The sequence below is a fragment of the Effusibacillus lacus genome, assembly GCF_002335525.1.
Lineage (GTDB): Bacteria > Bacillota > Bacilli > Tumebacillales > Effusibacillaceae > Effusibacillus > Effusibacillus lacus.
Map to the genome: position 1 here is coordinate 17,079 of NZ_BDUF01000033.1, position 22,347 is coordinate 39,425.

At 49.8% G+C, this 22,347-nt stretch carries 24 protein-coding genes and 2 pseudogenes; 25 read left to right on the forward strand and 1 reads right to left on the reverse strand.

The annotated features are described in order from the left end of the window. The first annotated feature begins 16 nt into the window (after nt 1-16). The 23 genes and pseudogenes from EFBL_RS07620 to EFBL_RS07730 all read left to right on the forward strand — a co-directional run bounded on the left by EFBL_RS07620 (nt 17) and on the right by EFBL_RS07730 (nt 19,207). Nucleotides 17-823 (forward strand): ABC transporter permease, encoded by an 807-nt coding sequence (locus tag EFBL_RS07620; RefSeq protein ID WP_096181550.1) that lies wholly within the window; start codon nt 17-19, stop codon nt 821-823. Beyond that, the gene (locus EFBL_RS07625) at nt 820-1,641 is read left to right on the forward strand and encodes an ABC transporter ATP-binding protein (protein WP_096181551.1); all 822 of its coding nucleotides are present in this window, start codon (nt 820-822) and stop codon (nt 1,639-1,641) included. The genes EFBL_RS07620 and EFBL_RS07625 overlap by 4 nt, the downstream gene beginning before the upstream one ends. A 5-nt stretch (nt 1,642-1,646) precedes the next feature. Next, nucleotides 1,647-2,807 (forward strand): agmatinase family protein, encoded by a 1,161-nt coding sequence (locus tag EFBL_RS07630; protein ID WP_172899663.1) that lies wholly within the window; start codon nt 1,647-1,649, stop codon nt 2,805-2,807. A 17-nt stretch (nt 2,808-2,824) separates the two neighbouring features. Continuing rightward, nucleotides 2,825-3,469 (forward strand): energy-coupling factor ABC transporter permease, encoded by a 645-nt coding sequence (locus tag EFBL_RS07635; protein WP_096181552.1) that lies wholly within the window; start codon nt 2,825-2,827, stop codon nt 3,467-3,469. Between the two features lies 1 nt (nt 3,470). After that, entirely contained in the window at nt 3,471-3,782 is a 312-nt protein-coding gene (locus tag EFBL_RS07640; RefSeq protein WP_096181553.1) for a PDGLE domain-containing protein, read from the forward strand. Between the two features lies 1 nt (nt 3,783). Further along, a pseudogene (gene cbiQ, locus EFBL_RS21830) lies at nt 3,784-4,443 on the forward strand (cobalt ECF transporter T component CbiQ); the annotation flags it as partial. Nucleotides 4,444-4,480: 37 nt separating this feature from the next. Next, a complete protein-coding gene (locus EFBL_RS07650; protein ID WP_096181555.1) occupies nt 4,481-5,302 on the forward strand; it encodes an ATP-binding cassette domain-containing protein in 822 nt (273 codons plus the stop codon). Nucleotides 5,303-5,621: 319 nt separating this feature from the next. After that, on the forward strand, nt 5,622-6,887 hold the full coding sequence (gene urtA, locus EFBL_RS07655; RefSeq protein ID WP_231705714.1) for an urea ABC transporter substrate-binding protein: 1,266 nt from the start codon (nt 5,622-5,624) through the stop codon (nt 6,885-6,887). A gap of 119 nt (nt 6,888-7,006) precedes the next feature. Beyond that, nucleotides 7,007-7,900: an urea ABC transporter permease subunit UrtB gene (gene urtB, locus EFBL_RS07660; RefSeq protein ID WP_424955054.1), complete on the forward strand. Its 894-nt coding sequence runs from the start codon at nt 7,007-7,009 to the stop codon at nt 7,898-7,900. 93 nt (nt 7,901-7,993) lie between these two features. Next, nucleotides 7,994-9,025 carry an urea ABC transporter permease subunit UrtC gene (urtC, locus tag EFBL_RS07665; protein ID WP_096181603.1) on the forward strand — a complete coding sequence of 344 codons (1,032 nt, stop codon included), beginning with the start codon at nt 7,994-7,996 and terminating at the stop codon, nt 9,023-9,025. Continuing rightward, on the forward strand, nt 8,988-9,743 hold the full coding sequence (urtD, locus tag EFBL_RS07670; protein ID WP_096181557.1) for an urea ABC transporter ATP-binding protein UrtD: 756 nt from the start codon (nt 8,988-8,990) through the stop codon (nt 9,741-9,743). The genes urtC and urtD overlap by 38 nt, the downstream gene beginning before the upstream one ends. After that, nucleotides 9,737-10,432: an urea ABC transporter ATP-binding subunit UrtE gene (gene urtE / locus EFBL_RS07675; RefSeq protein ID WP_096181558.1), complete on the forward strand. Its 696-nt coding sequence runs from the start codon at nt 9,737-9,739 to the stop codon at nt 10,430-10,432. Before urtD ends, urtE begins: the two co-directional genes overlap by 7 nt. Nucleotides 10,433-10,449: 17 nt before the next feature. After that, a complete protein-coding gene (locus tag EFBL_RS07680; protein ID WP_096181559.1) occupies nt 10,450-10,794 on the forward strand; it encodes an urease subunit gamma in 345 nt (114 codons plus the stop codon). After that, nucleotides 10,791-12,848 (forward strand): urease subunit alpha, encoded by a 2,058-nt coding sequence (gene ureC / locus EFBL_RS07685; protein ID WP_096181560.1) that lies wholly within the window; start codon nt 10,791-10,793, stop codon nt 12,846-12,848. Before EFBL_RS07680 ends, ureC begins: the two co-directional genes overlap by 4 nt. Nucleotides 12,849-12,868: 20 nt before the next feature. After that, on the forward strand, nt 12,869-13,585 hold the full coding sequence (locus EFBL_RS07690; RefSeq protein WP_096181561.1) for an urease accessory protein UreF: 717 nt from the start codon (nt 12,869-12,871) through the stop codon (nt 13,583-13,585). A gap of 24 nt (nt 13,586-13,609) precedes the next feature. After that, nucleotides 13,610-14,287: an urease accessory protein UreG gene (gene ureG / locus EFBL_RS07695; protein ID WP_096181562.1), complete on the forward strand. Its 678-nt coding sequence runs from the start codon at nt 13,610-13,612 to the stop codon at nt 14,285-14,287. After that, nucleotides 14,284-15,102: an urease accessory protein UreD gene (locus EFBL_RS07700; protein WP_096181563.1), complete on the forward strand. Its 819-nt coding sequence runs from the start codon at nt 14,284-14,286 to the stop codon at nt 15,100-15,102. The genes ureG and EFBL_RS07700 overlap by 4 nt, the downstream gene beginning before the upstream one ends. Before the next feature lie 197 nt (nt 15,103-15,299). Further along, nucleotides 15,300-15,560, forward strand: coding sequence for a metal-sensitive transcriptional regulator (locus tag EFBL_RS07705; RefSeq protein WP_096181564.1), 261 nt, complete (start codon nt 15,300-15,302; stop codon nt 15,558-15,560). 26 nt (nt 15,561-15,586) lie between these two features. Beyond that, nucleotides 15,587-16,156: a class I SAM-dependent methyltransferase gene (locus tag EFBL_RS07710; RefSeq protein WP_165912680.1), complete on the forward strand. Its 570-nt coding sequence runs from the start codon at nt 15,587-15,589 to the stop codon at nt 16,154-16,156. Nucleotides 16,157-16,409: 253 nt separating this feature from the next. Next, nucleotides 16,410-16,646: pseudogene (locus EFBL_RS07715) on the forward strand (HesB/IscA family protein); the annotation flags it as partial. A 162-nt stretch (nt 16,647-16,808) separates the two neighbouring features. Then, nucleotides 16,809-17,039, forward strand: coding sequence for a FeoA family protein (locus EFBL_RS07720; protein ID WP_096181567.1), 231 nt, complete (start codon nt 16,809-16,811; stop codon nt 17,037-17,039). Beyond that, a complete protein-coding gene (gene feoB, locus EFBL_RS07725; RefSeq protein WP_096181568.1) occupies nt 17,032-19,038 on the forward strand; it encodes a ferrous iron transport protein B in 2,007 nt (668 codons plus the stop codon). Before EFBL_RS07720 ends, feoB begins: the two co-directional genes overlap by 8 nt. A 37-nt stretch (nt 19,039-19,075) precedes the next feature. Next, nucleotides 19,076-19,207, forward strand: coding sequence for a FeoB-associated Cys-rich membrane protein (locus EFBL_RS07730; protein ID WP_231705717.1), 132 nt, complete (start codon nt 19,076-19,078; stop codon nt 19,205-19,207). A 101-nt stretch (nt 19,208-19,308) separates the two neighbouring features. Here the strand turns inward: EFBL_RS07730 and EFBL_RS07735 are convergent, their stop codons facing one another. Then, nucleotides 19,309-19,734 (reverse strand): hypothetical protein, encoded by a 426-nt coding sequence (locus EFBL_RS07735; RefSeq protein ID WP_096181570.1) that lies wholly within the window; start codon nt 19,732-19,734, stop codon nt 19,309-19,311. Nucleotides 19,735-19,877: 143 nt separating this feature from the next. Between EFBL_RS07735 and EFBL_RS07740 the strand changes: the two genes are divergently transcribed. Together EFBL_RS07740 and EFBL_RS07745 are read left to right on the forward strand one after the other, a co-directional pair. Further along, nucleotides 19,878-21,149 carry an HD domain-containing protein gene (locus EFBL_RS07740; protein ID WP_096181571.1) on the forward strand — a complete coding sequence of 424 codons (1,272 nt, stop codon included), beginning with the start codon at nt 19,878-19,880 and terminating at the stop codon, nt 21,147-21,149. 40 nt (nt 21,150-21,189) lie between these two features. Further along, nucleotides 21,190-22,338, forward strand: a complete 1,149-nt coding sequence (locus EFBL_RS07745; protein ID WP_096181572.1) for an MFS transporter — start codon at nt 21,190-21,192, stop codon at nt 22,336-22,338. Nucleotides 22,339-22,347 lie beyond the last annotated feature (9 nt).

Sequence of the window (22,347 nt, forward strand, 5' to 3'; positions counted from 1 at the left end):
GAGGTGAGAACCGACCATGAGGAAATCTCGATCCAAACTGCTGCAAATCCGGGGAGAAATAAAAAAAGAGTGGTATGTATCGGGCGTAATCGGGATTTTTATGGCGTTTATGGTTGTATGGAGCCTGCTCAGCTACAGTCAAGCGGTGGACCGCACGTTTCTTCCGACACCTGACCATGTTTTTCAGACCTTTATCAAACAAGTACAAACTGAGGAGTTTTGGAAACACGTGGGAATCAGTGTTTATCGGGTAGGGATGGGGTTTCTTCTCGCCTGTGCAATTGGGATTCCGCTGGGAATACTGGCTGGGGCGTTTCGCTTTGCGGAAGCAGTCATTGTGCCGGCGACGGAATTTATCCGGTATATGCCCGCAACTGCGTTTATCCCCCTGATTATGGTATGGGCAGGGATCGGGGAAACCGCGAAAATCATGGTAATCTTCATCGGGAGTTTCTTTCAGCTGGTTTTAATGGTAGCCGATAATACACGGGCCGTTTCCAATGATCTGCTCCAATCATCCTATACGTTGGGGGCAACGGAATTCCAGGTTGTGACAAGGGTTTTGCTCCCTGCCTTGATGCCCGATCTGATGAATACATTGCGTTTGATTATGGGATGGGCATGGACGTACCTGGTGGTTGCAGAGTTAGTGGCTGCCAACTCGGGATTGGGATTCTCCATCATGAAAGCCCAAAGGTTTCTCAATACGGATGTGATCTTTGTGGGGATCTTTGTGATTGGATTCTTGGGACTGCTGACAGATCGAATGTTTGCGCTGGCCAACAATCGATTGTTTCCTTGGACGGAGGGAGGACGCTCATGAGAAGTTCCGCTGCGAAGGTGCAAAGATTTTCTCTTGTGGAAACAAACGTACCGGAAGAAAAGAAAATCCTTATTCATTCCATTTCCAAGGAATATCGGACAAAAACCGGATCCTTTCTTGCCCTGGACAATGTGTCGATTCACGTTTGTCAAAATGAATTTGTTTCGCTTGTTGGCCCATCCGGATGCGGCAAATCCACTTTGTTAAGAATCCTGGCCGGATTGGAAGAGGCAACTTCAGGAACCATTTCGGTATCGGGACATGAAATTGAGGGGCCCGGAGCCGATAGGGGAATGGTATTTCAGTCTTATACCCTTTTTCCCTGGTTAACGGTCAGGGAGAACATTGAATTTGGCCTCAGCCTGAAAAAAGTTCCGCCTAAACAGAGAAAAGAAGTATCTGACCGTTATTTGGAACTGGTCTCGTTAGTACCCTTTGCGGATTCCTATCCGAAAGAACTGTCAGGCGGAATGAAGCAGCGTGTGGCGATCGCACGTGCCCTAGCGAATTCCCCGGAAGTTTTGTTGATGGATGAACCGTTTGCAGCGCTTGATGCCCAAACCAAAAGTGAGATGCAGGAACTCTTGTTGGATATATGGGAGAAAGAAAAAACCACTGTGGTCTTCATCACTCACGATATTGAAGAGGCGATTTTTCTGTCGCAGCGTCTGTATGTGATGCAATCGCATCCCGGACGCATTGAATTGGAAGTGCAAATTCCGGATGAGTTGCGGCGGAAGAAACATGTCAAAGATTCGGAAGCGTTTATTCGTTTAAAAAGGGAGATTATTTCTCTACTTCAAAAAAAGAAAGGTTGATCGTCATGGGGTTCTTTGATAATCACGGACTAGGTTACAAGCAAAAACAAGGTCCCTCCGGCTTTAAGCGTGAAGATTTAATGGGAATTCAGGCCGCTTTTAAAGAGGAAGCGATTCCGACTGTAAAAAGTGAGGAAGAGATTCAAAGATCTTTGGAATACGGTCTGGAAGCGGCAGAAAGCATTGAAGATCGCACCATTTCCTGTTTCAGCAGAGGCGAACTGCCGCATTATGCGGGGATTAACACCTTCCTGAAGGTCCCTTTTTTGGAGGATGTCCGAGAAGTGGGGAACTATGATGTGGCGTTTATGGGAGTGCCTTTTGATATCGGAACCACTTACCGCCCGGGAACAAGGTTCGGTCCGCAGGCAATCCGCCGGATCTCCAGTTTGTATACCCCCTATAATTATGAAATTGGTGTTGATTTACGCGAATCGTTGAACATGTGTGATCTGGGGGATGTTTTTACAATCGGAAATATTGAGAAAAGCTTTGATCAGATAACGAAAGCCGTTTCTCACGTCTTCTCCAACGGTACAATGCCGATTATTTTCGGGGGAGATCATTCGATCGGATTTCCCTGTGTCCGCGGGGTTGCCGAGAACGTGGAAGGAAACATCGGGATTATTCACCTGGATCGTCATGCCGACATTCAGGAGAAAGATATGGATGAGCGAATGCATACAACGCCCTGGTTTCATGCCACGAACATCCCAAATGCACCCGCAGTCAATCTTGTTCAGGTCGGAATCGGCGGGTGGCAGGTCCCGCGACCGGGTGTGAAAGTCGCACGGGAACGCGGAACCACAATTTTAACAATCAATGATGTGGAAAACATGGGAATTGAAAAAGCGGTCGAAATTGCGCTAGAAGTGGCATGGAAAGGGGCCAAGGCCGTTTATCTCAGTTTTGATATCGATTCGGTGGACTGCGGTTTTGTACCTGGGACGGGTTGGCCGGAACCGGGCGGCTTTTTGCCCAGGGAAGCTTTAAAGTTCCTGCAATTGGTGGCCAGGGAAGGCATTTGCGCAATGGAGGTTGTGGAAGTTTCACCTCCTTATGATATCAGCGACACTACAGCCTTGTTGGCTGCAAGGGCGGCGCTTGATGTGCTGGCAACCATGGTGGATCACGGAAAAATCGGCAAGAAATTTGCCACACCCTAAGGGCAGGAGAGATCGCGATGCACATTCCGGATGGCTTTCTTGATACCAGGACCTGGATGACTCTGACTGCGGTTTCGGCAGTCGGGGTAAGCCTTGCCCTGAAAAAAGCAAAACTGGCAATGGATGAATCCAGGGTGCCGTTAATTGGCATCACAGCCGCTTTTATCTTTGCTTCGCAAATGATCAACTTTCCCGTGGCGGGAGCAACATCCGGCCATCTCAACGGGGCGACATTGGCTGCCATTCTGTTTGGCCCCTGGGTGTCTGTTCTGGTTATGACAACTGTAACTTTCATCCAGACCCTCTTTTTTCAGGATGGCGGCATCACGGCTCTTGGCGCCAATTTGTTCAATCTGGGGATGCTTACTTCGTTTATAGGGTATGGTTTGTACCGGCCATTTGCAGGTGTACGGAATCGAAATGTAAAACTTCTAGGCGTATTCGCTGCATCATGGACAGCCGTTGTAGTATCTTCCGCCGGAGTGGCGGTTGAATTGGCGCTGTCCGGAACGGCTCCCCTGGTTCCCGCCATGAAAGCCATGATTGGCTGGCATTCTTTGATTGGGATCGGAGAAGGAATTGTTACCGTCACCTTGCTTCGGTATCTGATGGAACGCAAGACTTCCTGGAATCCTTTGCTGTCCGTAAACAGGGAGGGATAATATGAAACGGATAAAAGGATTCGCAGGAGCGGGAATCACGGTCTCCCTTTTATTGGGCGGTTTTATCTCTCCATTCGCGTCTTCAAAACCAGACGGTCTGGAAAGATCTGCGATTGAATTGGGATTTATGGAAAAGGAAACGGGGACAATCTGGACTTCCCCTTTTGCTGATTACACAGTGGCCAATATCGAACATTCCTTTTTCTCAACGAGCATTGCCGGACTTCTGGGAACGTTGCTGACGCTGCTGACCATGATTACTTTGGGAAGGTGGTGGGTGCGTAAAACCGAGTCCGCCAGAAAGAAGGGATAAGATGCTGTGCGGAAGTTTATTTGACTCGACACAGGGAGCGGCCAAGCGAAAGGTAATTGCGTCTGACCGGAGACGGGTTCTGCTTGCTCTAGCAACGATTGTGACTGCGGTTCTGATTCCTGATGCCGTATGGCTTATATTCCTTTTGTTTTTGGTCATCGCCTTGATTGGATGGGCGGGAATGACATGGAAATATGTGGCTTTGAGAGCTGCGCTTATTCTTCCGTTTGGTTTGATTACCGTCCTGTATTTGCCATTCACAAATCATGAGGAGCCAATTGTCCTGACTTCCTCATTGGTTTTAAGCGCAAAGGGTCTGCAGCAGTGTTTGCAACTGACTCTGAAATTGCTGATTGCCAATCTGACTCTCACTTTTTTGCTTGGAACGACGCCGCACCGTGATTTGTTGCGCGCCCTCAAAGATTTAGGAATGCCTGTCCTTTTGGTGAATATGATGGAATTTACTTTGCGGTACCTGTCTGTTCTCGCAGATGAAACCGGGCGGATGATTCAATCCCAAAAATCGAGGGGCATGAAATTTCGTGGGTTTGCTTCCTGGCGAACTTATATACGAATGGGGCAGTTGATGGGAGTGCTGTTACTTCGTTCCGTGGAACGAAGTATGAGGATCCATCAAGCTATGCTCTCAAGGGGATACAAGGGTTCATTCCGTGATCGGACAGAGGGGAGAGAAACCAATGCTAGCGATCGAAGTCGAACATCTCATCTATCAGTATCCCGACTCGACCCGGGCGCTCGACGACATCTCATTTCAGATTCCGGCAGGAACCAAGGCAGCCATTCTCGGCCCCAATGGTGCAGGCAAATCAACTCTGATGCATCATTTGAACGGCTTGCTGCTTCCGCAGCAGGGGACTGTGCGCATTATGGGGGAAACAGTAAACCGGAAAACAGCAGCCGCGATCAGAAGGAAAGTGGGATTGGTCTTCCAAGATCCGGATGATCAGGTGTTCTCTTCAACTGTCTGGGACGATGTTGCTTTTGGGCCTGCCAATATGGGGCTGGATGAAGAAGAAATCTCTCTGCGATGCGATACCGCACTGGGAGCCGTGGGGATGAGGGAATTCAAGAATAAGCCCCCGTATCATTTAAGTTACGGGCAGAAAAAAAGAGTGGCAATAGCAGGAGTTATGGCGATGCATCCGGACGTTATCATTCTGGATGAACCCATGGCGTATCTGGACCCCCGGGGAAAAGACGAGGTTGCTTCGTTGCTGCAAGGCTTGAGTTTTATGGGGAAAACGATTTTGATTGCCACCCACGATGTGGATTTTGCCGCTGCTTGGGCGGATGCAATCCTATTAATGAAAGATAGGAAGTTATTGGCCTCCGGTGGAACCGAGCTCTTGGTAGAACGGAAATACATTGAGCAGGCGGATCTACATTTGCCAAGAGTGGCCCGGCCCTTTCAAATGGTTCCCGCCCTAAAAGTTGAGCGGTTACCGCGTAACGATCAGGAAGCGGCTCGCCTTCTCTGGAATTTGGTTTGCAAGAAATGAAAACGTTCATGTTAGAAAATATAACATAACAAGAAAAAAGATGAAAAAAGGAGAAAAACAGTACCTTTGCATAATTAAGGAGGGATTCTATCTGGGGATTGAATTTGAAGCTTGCTGATTTCCTCCATATAATACGGATATGTAATAAAAACTAACATATAGTGTCGATGGAGACACGATCAGGCAACGAAGCCTCTATCCTTTGAGATAGGGGCTTTCTGTCTTTTAAAAAAAACCGGGGGTGATAGAAACTTCTGAAACGATGGGGCAAAGCAGTTTGCTTTTTTAAGACCAAACAAGACGTATTGGGGGTTCAAGCATGAGAGAAACCGGGTTTAAAAAGAAAGCTTCTATGCTGATTACGATGATGCTTGCCGGAGGGATGCTCTTGGCAGGGTGCGGAAATTCCGGCGGCGGCAGCAGTACGGCACCGACTTCTTCCGGAAATTCTTCATCGAATCAAGCTGCCGGGGATACCATCAAAGTCGGGGTCCTTCACTCCCTTAGCGGTACCATGGCAATCAGTGAAACATCCGTCAAGGATGCTGAATTGCTCGCAATTGAAGAAATCAATGCGGCAGGCGGGGTCCTCGGCAAAAAGATCGAGCCCGTTATTGAGGACGGCGCGTCAGATTGGCCCACCTTTGCGGAAAAAGCAAAGAAGCTGCTGCAAAAGGATAAGGTGGCAGTGATTTTCGGAGGATGGACTTCCGCCAGCCGGAAAGCAATGCTGCCGGTAGTGGAGGAAAACAAAGGATTGTTGTTCTATCCCGTTCAATACGAAGGACTTGAGGCATCCCCCAACATTTTCTACACGGGTGCCGCACCGAACCAGCAGATTGTTCCCGCCGTATCCTGGCTCTTGAAAAACAAGGGCAAAAAATTCTACCTGCTCGGATCGGATTATGTCTTTCCGAGAACAGCGAACAAGATCATCAAAGCCCAACTGGCTGCCGAGGGGGGAGAAATGGTTGGTGAGGAATACACTCCTCTCGGCCATACAAACTACAGTACGATTATCAGCAAAATCAAGCAGGCCAAACCGGATGTGATTTTCAATACTTTGAATGGTGACAGCAATGTGGCATTCTTCAAACAGCTTAAGGATGCAGGCATCACAAACAAGGATCTGACTGTAATGTCTGTAAGTATTGCGGAAGAAGAAATCCGTGGCATCGGCGCCGAACCCCTTGTCGGCCATCTTGCGGCCTGGAACTATTTCCAGACGACAGATCTTCCGAAGAATAAGGAGTTTGTTCAAAAGTATAAGGCGAAGTACGGAAAAGACCGTGTAACCGATGACCCGATTGAAGCGGGCTACTTTGGAGTCTATCTGTGGGCGGAAGCCGTGAAAAAGGCCGGAACCACCGATGTGGATAAAGTAAAGGAAGCATCAAAAGGAATTGAGTTTGAAGCTCCCGAGGGACTTGTAAAGATTGACGGGGAAAACCAGCATACCTATAAAATGGTCCGCATCGGTGAAATTCAACCGGACGGGCAATTTAAAGAACTGTGGAATTCCGACAAACCTGTCAAACCGGATCCATTCCTGAAAAACTACGAGTGGGCAAAAAATTTAAAGTAATAAGATTGGCAGAACAATTCCGGGCGACAAAGGGATCAACCCGTCATGCGGGTTGATCCGCCTGTTTTTTCCTTCAGGGACCTAACTGAAAATCGGAGGTGAAGCAGGTGGATGTTCTAATGGTTCAATTGTTTAACGGATTGAGCTTTAGTTCGATTCTGCTGCTGATTGCGTTGGGATTGGCCATTACTTTCGGCTTGATGAATGTCATTAACATGGCCCACGGGGAACTGATTATGATAGGCGCTTACTCCGCTTATATGACTCAAATAATGTTTTCCAATTATCTCCCCAAATCTTTGTTTGACTTTTACTTCGTCTTGGCCTTGCCCGTTGCGTTTCTGACTGCTGCATTAACGGGGTGGATTTTGGAGTGGGCACTCGTCAGGCATCTATACGGCCGACCTTTGGACAGTCTTCTGGCCACCTGGGGCGTAAGTTTGGTTTTACAGCAATTGGCCCGTACCGTTTTTGGCGCACCCAACGTTGCGGTGATGGCTCCGGACTGGCTTAATGGGGGACTGGAGGTAATGGCAGGTGTTGTCTTCCCGTACAAAAGGCTTTTTATCCTGGCGATAGCGGCAGCGGCGGTGCTTGGAATGTATCTTTACCTATACAAAACAGCCCCGGGAAGACGCATGCAGGCGGTTATGCAGAATCGGGCAATGGCCGCTTGCCTTGGAATTTCCACGCGCAAAGTAGACTCTTGGAGTTTTGCCATGGGTTCCGGGATCGCCGGATTGGCCGGTTGTGCGATTACGCTGTTGGGACCGATTGGACCTTCAATCGGTACGTATTACATCATCGACGCGTTTATGGTTGTGGTTCTCGGCGGGGTCGGAAAACTGTCCGGTACTTTGGCGGGCGCTTTGGGAATCGGAATTCTTAATACCCTGTTTGAATATGGAACGACCGCCACCCTTGGCAAAGTATTAGTCTTTTTGGTGATTATTGTTTTCCTGCAGTGGCGGCCCGCAGGTCTCGTGCAGGTGAAGACCCGCGTTTTGGATTGATTCCCCTAAGAGGAGGTAGGATCGTTGAGTCAACTGTTGAACAGCAGCTGGAGCCAAAAGAGGTATTTTCTGTGGATTGCGCTGATCCTGTTGATGGCATTGGCCCCGATTTTTCTGTCGGAATTCCGGTTGAATCTGTTGGGGAAATTCCTGGCATTGGCGATTCTGGCCATTGGCATGGATTTGATCTGGGGGTATACGGGAATTCTGAGCCTGGGCCATGGTGTATTCTTTGGGCTGGGAGCCTATTGTATGGCCATGTATCTGAAACTGGAAGCAAGCGGCGACAGGCTGCCCGATTTCATGTCGTGGAGCGGGCTGGAAGAAATGCCATGGTTCTGGGTGCCATTCGGCAATCCTCTCTTTGCCATCCTGGCTGCCATTTTGCTGCCGATGGCTTTGGCGGGATTGCTGGGGTATTTTACTTTCCGCAACCGGATAAAAGGGGTATTTTTCTCGATTCTCTCGCAAGCGGTAGTGATAGTAGTGGTAACCCTGTTCATCGGGCAGCAGGCTTTTACGGGGGGAACCAACGGTATCACCAATTTCAAGACAGTTTTCGGTTTTCCGTTATTTTCCCCGCCGGTGCAAATGTTTCTTTACTATCTGACTTTGCTCGTTCTCATTGGCGTTTTTATTTTATGCCGGAAACTGATTGCCGGCAGAACGGGAAAAATCCTGGTGGCAATCCGGGATGGCGAAAATCGCGTACGGTTTTCCGGATACAATCCCACCACTTATAAGGTGTTCGTCTATGTACTTTCAGCGGGCCTTGCCGGTCTTGCCGGAATCCTGTTCGTCCTGCAGGTGGGGATTATTTCTCCGGCCATGATGGGAATCATTCCTTCGGTCGAGATGGTCCTCTGGGTGGCGATAGGCGGGCGGGGAACTTTGATCGGGGCAATCATCGGCACGGTTTTGACAAATGGTGCGAAGAGTTTCTTCAGTGAATCCTTCCCGGATATCTGGCTTTATTTCCTTGGCGCGTTGTTTGTAACAGTTGTTTTGTTCCTTCCGAATGGCATTGTGGGGCTGTTTGCGAATTTGAAGGAGAATTTATACAGGAAAAAGGCGGTGAAGGAAGTTTATGAGCACCATTCTCTGCACCCGGAACATAACGGTTAATTTTGGCGGTTTTAAAGCGATCCGGAACCTCAATTTCGAGATGAAAAAAGGGGAAGTCCGCTTTTTGATTGGCCCGAACGGCGCCGGCAAAACAACATTGCTCGACGTAATCTGCGGGAAAGTAAAGCCCGTTCAGGGAGAGGTCATTTTCAAGGAAAACATTGAATTGTCCAAGAAGCAAGAGCATCAAATCGCACAGTGCGGCGTAGGACGGAAATTTCAAGCGCCTGCAGTTTTTGGGAACTTGACGGTGTTTGAGAATTTGGAACTGTCGAGGAAGCGGGACCGGAGCCTCTTCTCCTCCCTTCGCGCAAGAATGACCAGGGAAGAGCGGGAAGCCATCCAAAAGCAGTTGACCATGATCAATCTGCAGGATAAGGCAAACGACAAGGCTTCGTCACTTTCCCATGGACAAAAACAGTGGCTGGAGATCGGAATGCTGCTGATGCAGGAACCTGAGCTTCTTTTGCTGGATGAGCCCGTGGCAGGGATGACAAAGTCAGAAACGGAAAAGACGGGAGAGCTTATTCAGGAAATCGCCCAAGCCCGTTCTGTATTGGTAGTCGATCACGATATGGACTTTGTGCGGAAATTCTCTGACAAGGTGACTGTCATGCACGAAGGACAGATTCTGTGCGAAGGTTCCATCGCAGAAGTTCAGGAAAACCCCCGGGTCGCGGAAGTGTATTTGGGCCGGAGGGCAGAAGCGGTATGTTGACAATGAAAAGTTTGGAAGTTTGCTATGGGGAAACCGTCATCTTAAGGAATATTGATTTCCGGATCCGGGAAGGGGAAGTGGTTTCCCTGCTGGGACGAAACGGTGTGGGAAAAACCACCCTTCTCAAGACTGTCATTGGACTGCTTAGACCGCGGCAGGGAAAGATTTATCTGCATGACAAAGAAATTACAAAAGATAAGCCCGAACAAAGGGCCAAGAACGGGATTGCCTATGTACCGCAGGGAAGAGAGGTATTCCCGCAATTGACCGTGGAAGAGAATTTGCTGTTGGGACTGGAAGCTTTGCCGAAAAGGGAAAAACAGATTCCGCATGAAGTCTTTGAGATGTTTCCCATGCTGAACACGATGCTTCAAAGGAAGGGAGGAGACCTCAGCGGCGGACAGCAGCAGCAGCTTGCGATTGCCCGGGCATTGGTAGCGCGTCCCAAATTGCTTCTATTGGATGAACCGACTGAGGGAATTCAACCAAACATTGTGATGGAAATTGAAAATGTTATCCGCCTCCTGAAAGCACAGGGGGACATGGCGATCCTGCTGGTGGAGCAGAGCCTGGATTTTGCCCTGAGTTTGGCCGATTATTGTTATGTCCTGGAGAAAGGGGCTGTTGCCGCAGAAGGCAAAGCCTCGGAGATTGAAGATGAAACGATTCGCCAATATCTGACTGTTTAAAGAGAAGGAGAGAACCTATGCATTTGACGGGACGGGAGAAAGAGAAATTGTTGATCGTGGTCGCGGCGGATTTGGCCCGTCGCCGGCAGCAGCGCGGCCTGAAGCTGAATTACCCTGAGGCCATGGCCATCCTCACTTACGAAATTCTGGAAGGGGCCCGGGACGGAAAATCGGTTCCCGAACTTATGCAGTGGGGCACCACAATCCTCACTGAAGAAGATGTTCAGGAAGGGATAGCCTCCATGATTGAGGAGGTTCAGGTGGAGGCAACATTTGCCGATGGCACAAAACTGGTCACCGTGCACAACCCGATTCGTCCGGGAGGAAGCGGCAAAGAGGAGAAAGGGGAGGCCGGAGAATGAAGCCGGGAGAATATCTGCTCAAGGAAGAACCGATAGTACTCAATGCCAATCGGAAAACGGTCTTCCTGAAGGTAGTCAGTCGCGGAGATCGTCCGGTTCAGGTCGGCTCCCATTTTCATTTTTACGAGGTGAATAAGGAGCTTGACTTCGACCGGGAGAAAGCGAAAGGGATGCGTCTCAACATTCCGGCCGGTACAGCCGTACGATTTGAACCGGGGGAAGAGAAGCCGGTCACTTTAGTGGCTATCGGCGGTCGGCAGGAGGTGCATGGACATAACGGACTGGTTTCCGGATCCGTAAAGCAAGCGTTGGATCAAACCCCGGGACCTGTACAGGAGGGACTTCTCATGTCCAGGGAAGCCTACGCCGGAATGTTTGGTCCCACAACGGGAGACAAGGTTCGTCTGGCTGACACGGATCTGTTGATTGAAGTGGAAAAGGACTTCACGGTGTATGGGGACGAATGCAAATTTGGCGGAGGAAAGGTGCTTCGCGACGGGATGGGGCAGTCATCCCGCGCCATTCGTTCGGAAGGCGTATTGGATTTGGTGATCACGAATGCTTTAATCCTGGATCACTGGGGAATTGTCAAAGCTGACATAGGGATCAAAGACGGACGGATTGCCGGGATTGGAAAAGCAGGGAATCCGGATACCATGGAAGGGGTTCATCCGGACCTGGTGGTGGGAGCCTCGACGGAAGCGATTGCCGGGGAAGGTTTAATTGTAACACCTGGGGGGATTGATACCCATATCCATTTTATTTGCCCCCAGCAGATTGAGACTGCTCTTGCTTCCGGAATTACTACGATGATTGGAGGAGGAACCGGACCTGCCACGGGAACCAATGCCACAACCTGTACCCCGGGGGCATGGAATATTCACCGAATGCTGGAGGCAGCTGAGGAATTTCCAATGAATCTCGGGTTTCTCGGAAAAGGAAATGCTTCCGGACAGGAGGCCCTGGAGGAGCAGATCCAGGCAGGGGCGATCGGGTTGAAGCTGCATGAAGATTGGGGCACCACACCGGCTGCCATTGATACCTGCCTGAAGGTTGCTGATCAATATGATGTTCAAGTGGCCATTCATACGGACACATTAAATGAAGCCGGGTTTGTAGAGGATACGATTCGGGCCATAGCGGGCCGAACCATTCACACTTATCACACCGAAGGTGCGGGAGGCGGACATGCGCCTGACATTATTCGATTGGCAGGGGAAACCAATGTGATCCCCTCTTCCACCAATCCCACCCGCCCGTTTACCGTAAATACAATTGACGAACATTTGGATATGCTGATGGTTTGTCACCATTTGGACAGCAGTATACCGGAAGACGTGGCCTTTGCCGATTCCAGGATACGCCCGGAGACAATAGCTGCGGAAGACATTCTGCATGACCTCGGGGTTTTCAGCATTATCAGTTCTGACTCGCAAGCCATGGGGCGGGTAGGGGAAGTGATTCTCCGGACATGGCAGACGGCTGACAAAATGAAGAAACAGCGGGGTCCTCTGAAAGAGGAAGAAGGAGAGAACGACAATTTCCGCGCAAAGAGGTATGTGGCCAAATACACAATCAACCCGGCCATTGCTCATGGAATTTCCGAGTACGTGGGGTCTGTCGAAACGGGAAAATGGGCGGATCTCGTTTTGTGGAAGCCGGCCTTTTTTGGAGTGAAGCCGGAACTGGTATTGAAAGGCGGTTTCATTGCGTATGCCGCGATGGGCGATCCGAATGCCTCCATTCCGACCCCCCAACCGGTGATGGGGCGACCGATGTTTGCTTCTTACGGACTGGCGGCCAAGAGCTGTTCCATCACATTTGTCTCGCAAGCGGCGTTTGAGTCGGGGGTACATGAACGGTTGGGACTTTCCAAGAAAGTTCTTCCCGTGAAAAATTGCCGGCGCATCGGCAAGAAAGACATGATTCACAACAGTGACACACCCCGGATTGAGGTGAATCCCGAAACCTATGAAGTGAAGGTAGACGGAGAACTGATCACCTGTGAGCCGGCTGAGACGGTACCGATGGCTCAACGCTATTTCCTGTTTTAGTCCTAAAGGAGCGGTTGGGTATGATTTCATTTCTTCCTTTGGTGCAATTGATTGATTCCGCTTTTCCGACAGGGGCTTTCTCCCATTCCTTTGGACTGGAGACATTCCTGCAGGAAGGAAGGGTGCAAAACGCCGGGGAACTGAAGGAATGGTTGGAATCCTACATTACTGGAAGCCTTGCTCCCATGGAAGGGGCAGTGGTTTTTTGGGCATACCGGTATGCGGAAAAAGTGATTTCCACTCATCCGGAATCGGAATTGGCCCGGGAAAACCTGAAGTTGCTCGACCGACGGATCACGCTTTCAAAACCGGCGCGCGAATCCCGGGAAGGTGAGATCAAGATTGGCAAGAGATTTCTTCATATCGTGCAAGAACTTTACCCGGAATCAGGTCTGGAACAATATGCAAGCTGGATTCGGTCGGAAGAATGCTATGGCAGCAACGCCATCGTCCACGGCTGGATCTGTGCTTATCTGAAGCAAACACCACAGGCAGCCGTTTTAACTCACCTGTATGCGGGTGTTAACAGTCTTGTTCAGAATGCTCTCAGAGCCATGGCCATCGGGCAAACGGAAGGGCAGAAAGTGCTGAACGGTCTGCTGCAGTTGATAGGACGCGAGGCGGAGCGGTTGGCGCTCAACCCTCCCGCACCGGAGAATCTATACAGCAACACATTGGCGCAGGAAATAGGCGCCATGCGCCATGAAATTCTCTATTCCCGTCTATTCATGTCATAATCAACAATCAGAGGAGGAATCGGTATGTGCCAAGGGCATAACCATCATCATCACGAATGGAAGCATAGAAGTTTTGCGGGAGGGCGGCCCATGCGGGTTGGGATAGGCGGGCCGGTAGGATCGGGCAAGACGGCCCTGGTGGAGAAGTTGTGCTGGATGATGAAAGACACATACAGCCTGGCAGTAATCACCAACGACATTTATACGAAGGAAGATGCGGAGATCTTGACAAAGACCGGAGTACTGCCGGCGGACCGGATCATTGGGGTAGAGACCGGAGGATGTCCGCATACGGCCATCCGTGAGGATGCATCAATGAATTTTGCAGCGGTGGAGGAACTGGAGACAAGGTTTCACGATCTCGACATCATCTTTATCGAGAGCGGCGGCGACAACCTGGCAGCCGCATTCAGTCCGGAACTGGTGGATGTATTCATCTATATTATTGACGTTGCCCAGGGGGAAAAGATTCCCCGCAAAGGGGGACCGGGGATCACCCGCTCCGATTTGCTGGTGATCAATAAAATCGATCTGGCTCCTCATGTGGGCGCCAGTCTGGAAGTGATGGAAAAGGACTCCAGACGGATGCGCGGGGAGAAACCTTTTCTCTTCACCAATTTGTTTGAAAACGTGGGAGTTCCGGAGATCGTTCGCTGGATCTCCAAAGAATATCACGGCACCTCGATGCGAGCGGCACTATGAGAGTGAAGGGACTGTGGAAGGGAACTGTTGAATTGAGGGGCGGGAAGAATGTGCTCACCCGATCCTTCCACCAGGCTCCCTTGAAAGTGGCGAAACCCTTTTCGGGAGACAGAGGGGAACTTCTTCTTTATTTGATGGATGCATCGCCGGGTCTCTTCAATGGGGATGCTCAGGAGATCGAGTGCACTTTGGAAAAAGGGGCCCATCTTTACCTCACCAACCAGTCGTCTTGCAAGCTGCATCCTTCTCCATGTGCGGTTGAGAGCCGGCAAATTCAAAAGTTTCATATAAAAGACAGGGCTGTGCTGGAATATTTTCCGGAACCGCTTGTTCCTTTTCAAGACGCCGGTCATATTGGGGAGACGATTGTGCATATGGAATCGGGTGGGCAAGCGATTCTGGGAGAGATCATTGCTCCGGGCAGGGCAGGCTGTGGAGAGATCTTTCGTTATCGGAAAATCACCAGCCAATTTTCCGTCTATTGGGATGGAAAATGGACGGTTTGGGACTCTCTGGCGCTTGAACCCGATCATTGGAACTCTCTCAAAGGAATAATGGAGGATTACACCCATATCGGAACCTTATGGGTGTTGTCAGAAAAAATAACGAAAGAGCATATAAAGATAATTTGGGGTTCTCTTGAACCCTGCAATCAAGGTCCGGTATATGCCGGAACGAGTCTGCTCTCCAAAAACGGGCTGGTGATCCGTATGCTGGGCCAATCTGTCTGGGAACTGCAAGCGTTGATGCACAACTGCTGGAATCTGATTCGACATGAATTGCTGGGAAAACCGGCTTTTCAAATCCGAAAATAGAAAACCGATTAACCTGAATTCCATCAACCGGACAAACGCCCGTCATTATTGACGGGCGTTTGTTGTGGACATACTACATAAGGTGTGTCCCCCACAAACAGAATTACACTAATCTCTGTAGGTTTAGTTGCAAAAACATACCTAACCGGGTATCATATAATAAAAATGTAAAAATCATTCTTGAGGTGATTACACTGATGGAATATACGGACTCCATGAAAAACCGTCTCCGGCGGATCGAGGGACAAATCCGGGGAGTTCTGAGCATGATGGAACAGACGAAAGACTGCCGGGAAGTTGTCACCCAGTTGACAGCGATCCGCTCAGCGGTTGACCGCGCAATCGGACTGGTTGTAGCAGCCAACTTGGAACAGTGCATTCGCCACGAATTGGAACAGGGGCAGAATCCCGACAAGGTGATCAAAGAAGCGGTCGATTTGCTGGTCAAAAGCCGCTGATATCGTCTGACAGGGGGATAATGGAAGTGGCACATCGTTTTGATCCGAAGAAAGTCCACAAACTGGATAACCCGGAAAGACGCAAACTGCTGCCACCGGAAGAAATTCTGGCCCCGCTGCAAATCGGAGAGCAGGAAGATGTGGCGGATATCGGCGTCGGACCCGGATATTTTGCCATTCCCGCCTCCCGTTTGACTTCAGGTACTGTGTATGGGGTGGACGTGGAACCTCAGATGCTTGGTTTTCTGAAGGAGAAAGCCAACGAAGCGGGAGCGGCCAATATCGTGCCCGTCCAAAGTGATGCAGAAGCAATTGATCTGGCGGATGGGAGTGTGGACAAGGTATTTTGTGCCTTTATCCTGCATGAACTCGCTGACCTGACAAAGGGCCTTTCTGAAATTAAGCGGATTTTGCGTCCGGGCGGCAAGCTCCTGGTTCTGGAGTGGGAGAAGAAACAAACGGAATCCGGTCCTCCCGTTGAAGAAAGATTGGATGCGCCAGAACTGGCTGCTTCCATTGAAAAATTTGGCTTTGCAACGGAAATCATCCGGCCAAACCCGAACCATTACATGATTCTGGGAACGCAGACGACATAAGTCCTGGACAGGAGACGTAGTCAAAGAATAGAATGTATGTACCTCCCCTGATCGTGGACATGATGGAGAAGAAGGGTCTATGATTTATTAGGGGACTATGTTAAAATAATTCTAACTTGAATGGAAAGGGGAGAGCTCAATGGTAACATTGACCGAATCGGCAGCATCCAAAGTGAAATCACTGCTCGTCGATAAAGGGGAAGACCTGGCTCTCCGGATTTTCGTCAAATCCGGCGGCTGAAGCGGTTTCTCCTATGGAATGGCACTGGATCGTGCCAAAGGCGATGATAGCATCTTTACCGAAAACGGAGTCAAAGTGGTGATCGATCCCAACAGCGCCCAATACCTGCAAGGGGCTGAAGTCGATTATGTCGATTCCCTGATGGGCGCAGGATTCAAGATCAGCAATCCGAACGCAACCTCTTCTTGCGGGTGCGGAAGTTCCTTCCGTACGGCAAATGACGCGGGGAAACCTGGTCCCTGCAGCTAAAAATCAATATGATTCTTATCTGAGAACCTGTGGAAACATCCACAGGTTTTTTGATTTTTGTTCAACTTTTGTTGAGGGTGGGCCTATTTACCATAGAGAGAGTCTATCGTACACTTAAGATATGATAATGATTATCAATAGTGGTTGGCGGGTGATTCTTCCATGTTCTTGGCAGACATACAGTTTGGAACGAAAGTTTTGATTGCAAATCTTGACCAGGCAACCGAACTGGTTCGCAAAAGATTGAACGATTTTGGCATCCTGGAGGGAATGGAGGTTTGTGTTACAAGAAGCCTTCCCTTTGGAGGTCCAATCACCATCGAGTCCAATGGACAGCGTGTGGGGATTCGCCGCCGGGATGCACGCCTGATTGAGGTGGTCCAATGTGGCTAGTGTTGCACTTGCGGGTAACCCTAATACCGGAAAAACGTCACTGTTTAATGAGCTCACTGGCTCCTATGAATACGTGGGGAACTGGGCGGGTGTAACCGTTGAGAAGAAAGTGGGAATTCTGAAAAACAAACAGGCCAGATTGATAGACTTACCGGGGATCTACTCTTTGCATCCTTTATCAAGGGATGAAGGTGTGGCAACCCGGTTTCTGTTATCGGAAGAATTCACGTCCATTATCAATATTGTGGATGCGTCACAGCTTGACAGAAATCTGTATCTCACTGTCCAACTGCTGGAATATGGGAAACCGATGCTGATCGGGCTGAACATGATGGATGTGGCAAAGCACAGAGGACTTGCAATTGATCACGAAAAACTAGCCTCACTCCTGCAAATTCCCGTGATTCCGATAATTGCCCGTACCGGCACCGGATGCGACAAGATCCTGGAGACTCTTGGCAGTGGCCGCATGGCTGCCACTCCTACCCTTCGACTTGACTACGGGCCAGTACTGGAAGAATCCATCGCCAGATTGGCCGAAAGATTGCAGGGTGAGAATCTTCCGCCAAAGAGATGGCTGGCGCTGCAGTATTTCGAAGGAAACCCTCTGGTTGCCGAGATGCTGGAAACCATGACAGACGGTGAATGGCTGCAGCGTCTCCGGATTGAAACGGAACAGACTCTGGCCCGGATTGCAGGTGCCAAATCGCTTGATACTTACATCAGGGACACCAGAAGAAATTATATTGCAGGTCTGCTGGAACAGTCGGTAACTAGGAAGAAGGATGTCGACCAAACCTTATCGGACCGCATCGACCGCCTTGCGACCAACCGGTTTTTGGGGATGCCGCTTTTCCTGTTGTTCATGTTTGTCACCTTCAAGCTTACTTTTGATTGGCTCGGGTCACCGCTCTCCGATTTGCTGGACGGGTTCTTTACAGGGCCGGTTGTATCCTTCTTTGACCAGGTGTTTACATGGATGGGCGCATCGGCCTTCTTAAAGGACCTTGTCCTGCAAGGGATTGTTCCGGGGGTTGGAGGAGTTCTGGTATTCGTTCCCCAAATCTTCATTCTGTTCCTGATCATCTCCTTTATTGAAGACTCAGGCTATATGGCCCGTGTGGCCATGGTGATGGACCGGCTGATGGAAGGAGTCGGACTTAACGGGAAAGCCTTCATCCCGATGATCATAGGGTTTGGCTGCAATGTTCCGGGGATCATGGCGGCTCGAACTGTGGAACAACCGAGGGAACGTTTGACAACCACGCTGCTGATACCCTTTATGTCGTGTTCTGCGCGGCTTTCCGTCTACAGTTTGTTTGTTGCAGCCTTTTTTGCGGAGAACCAGGCACTGATTGTTCTGTCCCTTTATGTTATGGGCATCATCGTGGCTCTTGTAATGGCGAAGCTGTTTTCCAAAGTGTTTCATCAGGAAAAATCAGTCTTTGTGGTGGAACTTCCGCCCTACCGGTTTCCCCAATGGCGAACCCTGTTCCGGAGCACTTGGGAAAAGGGGAAAGGGTTTGTCAAAAAAGCCGGCACGTTCATCTTCGGTGGTTCTGTCCTGATTTGGGTACTGGGGTACGCAGGCCCGGGCGGTTTCAATGTTGACATGAACGAGAGTTTTCTGGCCGGAATCGGCAGTTTATTAGCCCCATTGTTTGCCCCCTTGGGGTTCGGCAACTGGCAGTCTGCTTCCTCTCTGATGACCGGGTTCTTCGCCAAGGAAGTGGTTGTTTCCACCATGAACATTATTTTTGCCGCACCTGATATCGATACGCTGCAGGGAATGATGGCAAACTACTTCACGCCTCTGCAGGCTTACAGCTTTTTGACCTTTTTGCTCCTGTACGTACCATGTCTGGCAACTGTTGCGGTCATCAGGAAAGAAACGGCTTCGGCCAAATGGACCTGGTTTTCGGTCTGTTACGGCCTGGCCATAGCTTATATTCTGTCGCTCCTGATTTACCAGGGAGGAAAGCTGCTCGGATTCAATTGAGAAAGGGGGCGGTCTCGTGTTTGCCAGCATACTGGTCGTGGTTCTAATCTTTTGCTATGCAGGGTGGACCATCAGCAGGCATTTCCGGAAGGCTAAAGAAGGGAAGTGTGGGGGATGTGCGGTTCAGAAGGAATGCAACCGCATTACATGTGATGACTCCGCTCAATAACGTGTTCTCCGTTATTTCAATAGTGACTTGCACAAAGGGGCCGCCCCATGCACTGTTGGGGAAGCCCCTTTTCCCATTCCTGATCCTTGTGTGCCAATGATTCAAAGATGCAGATACCGCTGTAAGGTTTCCACAATTTCCTTTTCCAGAATCTCCGAATCCGGATTCTGTTCAAATATCGATTTTAGCTCATACGCAGCTTCCAGCGTGTACATTTTTTTGGCAGCTTCCCGGGTCTTGGCGGTCGATACGCTGTCCAGATCCGGATGAAACGCTATGTACGCAAGTTCCACCCGGGGTTGATAGTGGTCTTCGACCACTTTTTTCAGCGCATTCAGACAATGAAGTTCTTTGGACAATTCAGGTATTGTACGGGGCGGGGCGGCTGTTGAATCCCCAGATTGGGCAGGCTGGGGAACAGGGGGCATCTTCACCCAGGTTTCCATGATCTGAAGTATGTCAGCTTGTTGATCCGGAGAAAGCCGTTCAAACAATGAAACGAATGTGTCTTTTGCGGTCGGATTCATATGGAGAACTCCTTTAATAGCGAGATTGGGAGCGATACTGAATTTTATTATAACATACTGTCCTGTCTGAAGAACCAAAACCATCACAGAAGGAAGTTTTTTTGGAGAAATTATGGTAATCTTTTGGGTATGGGGAAGGAGGCATGCATTTGCAAAAGCAATGGTTCTCCGAAGAAAAAGTTTTAAAAGACCCGATTCACGATTGGGTTTACATACAGGATCCGGTCATCTGGAACCTCATTAACACAAGGGCATTCCAACGGCTGCGCAGAATCAAACAGCTGGGTACCTCTTATCTGGTATTTCATGGAGCGGAGCACAGCCGCTTGACCCACTCCCTGGGAACCTATGAGACGATGCGCAAAGTGCTGTCCCACTTTCGCAGAAACCATGACTGGCCAAAGGACGAACGCTTAAACAAACTTGCGCTGTGTGCCGCATTGCTCCATGATATTGGACATGGTCCTTTTTCCCATGCGTTTGAGGGGGCATTTCAAGTCCGTCACGAATCCTGGACACGCCGGATTCTTCTGGAGGATGAAGAGGTAAACGGAATCCTTCGTTCGGTTGACCGGGATTTTCCTGCAGATGTGGCGGGAATTATAGGGAAAGAAAGCCTGTATCCATTGATAGTGCGGCTCATCTCCAGTCAATTGGATGTTGATCGAATGGATTATCTGTTGCGGGATGCGCTTCATACGGGTGTCATCTATGGACAATACGAACTGGAGCGGCTGATCCGCGTCATGCGTCCATACGGAGATGACGTAGTGATTAAAAGTTCCGGCATTCACACGGTTGAACAGTACATATTGGCAAGATACTTTATGTATACGCAAGTCTATCTGCATCACAAAACCATTGGCAGCGATCTCCTGCTGCGGTCTGTCATGCTGCGGGCAAAGACGTTGTTTGACACGGGGGGACTGCAGTATCACCCGGTGGAGTTGGTGCCCTTCTTTACAAGACAGGAAAAGGACATTTCTGTTGGTGAATACATCCGTCTGGATGAATCTGTCATGATACACGCCTTTCATCGGTGGAGAGACGAACAGGATCCGATACTCGCTGATCTGGCCAGCCGTTTTCTGGATCGCAGGCTGTATTCATCCATCGCTTGTGATAAACTTTCGGAGGATACGCTGAAGTCCTTTCGGGATCTGTTTGCCGCAAACGGTCTTGACCCTGACTATTACCTGATTTACCGGGAGATTGCAACGGCCGGTTTTCTCTATAAGGAAGGAATCCGGGTGCTGGATGAACAAGGCAGGCTAAGAGAAATCCACGAGATTTCCAACCTGATCCGTTCGCTGATTCCCGAGGTCAAGCACAGATTGTATTACCCCAAAGACAGGCTTTCTCAAGAGAATTTTGGGCCTGTCTTTGACAAATTGCAAGGGATAGGCAGCAGATGAAGTTGAATTCAAGATTCTACAAATCGGAGGCCCGCATTTAATGAAAAGAGTGTTTCTGGTTCTGTTTGCGATCATGTTTATGGTCATGTTGGGATTTGGCATCATAATCCCCGTATTGCCCTACTATGCGAAAAGCTTTGGTGCCGATTCCCTGGAACTGGGATACCTAATGGCTGTATACTCGGTGATGAACTTTATCTTCGCTCCCATCTGGGGCGGAATATCGGATCGGATCGGCCGCAAGCCGGTATTGATGATCGGGTTGGCGGGGTTTGCCGCGTCTTACTTTCTGTTTGGCATGGCTACTGAACTTTGGCAGTTGTTTGCAACAAGGATCATGGCAGGCGTTTTGTCGGCAGCCGCACTGCCGACCGTCATGGCCTATGTTGCCGACGTTACGACGGAGGAAACCCGTGCCAGGGGGATGGGGATGATTGGAGCGGCCGCTGGCCTCGGGTTTATCTTTGGTCCTGCCATAGGAGGCACCTTCTCACGCTTTGGCGATTCGGTTCCGTTTTTCATAGCGGGAGCGTTGGTTGTGGCAAACTTCATTTTTGCAGCGTTTGTTTTACGCGAATCGATGTCTGCTGAACAACGCATGGAAAACAGGGCAAAAAAAGAAAGCAGTTGGGCAGCCTTCAAAGCGCCCCTGTCGTATCTCTTTATGATGCAGTTTGTGGTCACCCTCTCCCTGGCCGGTCTGGAAGCAACCTTTGCGTTCTACTCTCTGGACACGTTTGGAGCCGATGAATTTGATATGGCCATGATTTTCATGATTATGGGAATAGCGGGAGCCATTGTCCAGGGAGGACTGATCGGGCGTTTGACGAAGTGGCTGGGGGAACCGGGGGTAATTCAACTGGGGCTTGTCACTTCGATAATCGGGTTTCTGTTGATTACGCAAGTGAACTCATTCACGACAGCAGCGATATATCTTACAATATTTGGCATGGGGAACGGCATGATTCGTCCGGCAGTATCAGCCCTGATATCGAAGAAAACTTCTGCAGGTCAGGGAAGCTCCATGGGACTGCTGGGTTCCATGGACTCACTGGGGCGTATCGCAGGCCCCGTGGTCGGCGGCTCCCTGTACAAAGCGGGAATGGCTGTTCCTTACATAGCTGGGGCTGTGATTTCCCTGTTGGCGATGATCATGTTTTTTACCTATCGTAAAAAGGAAAGCAGCTAATCTGAAGCT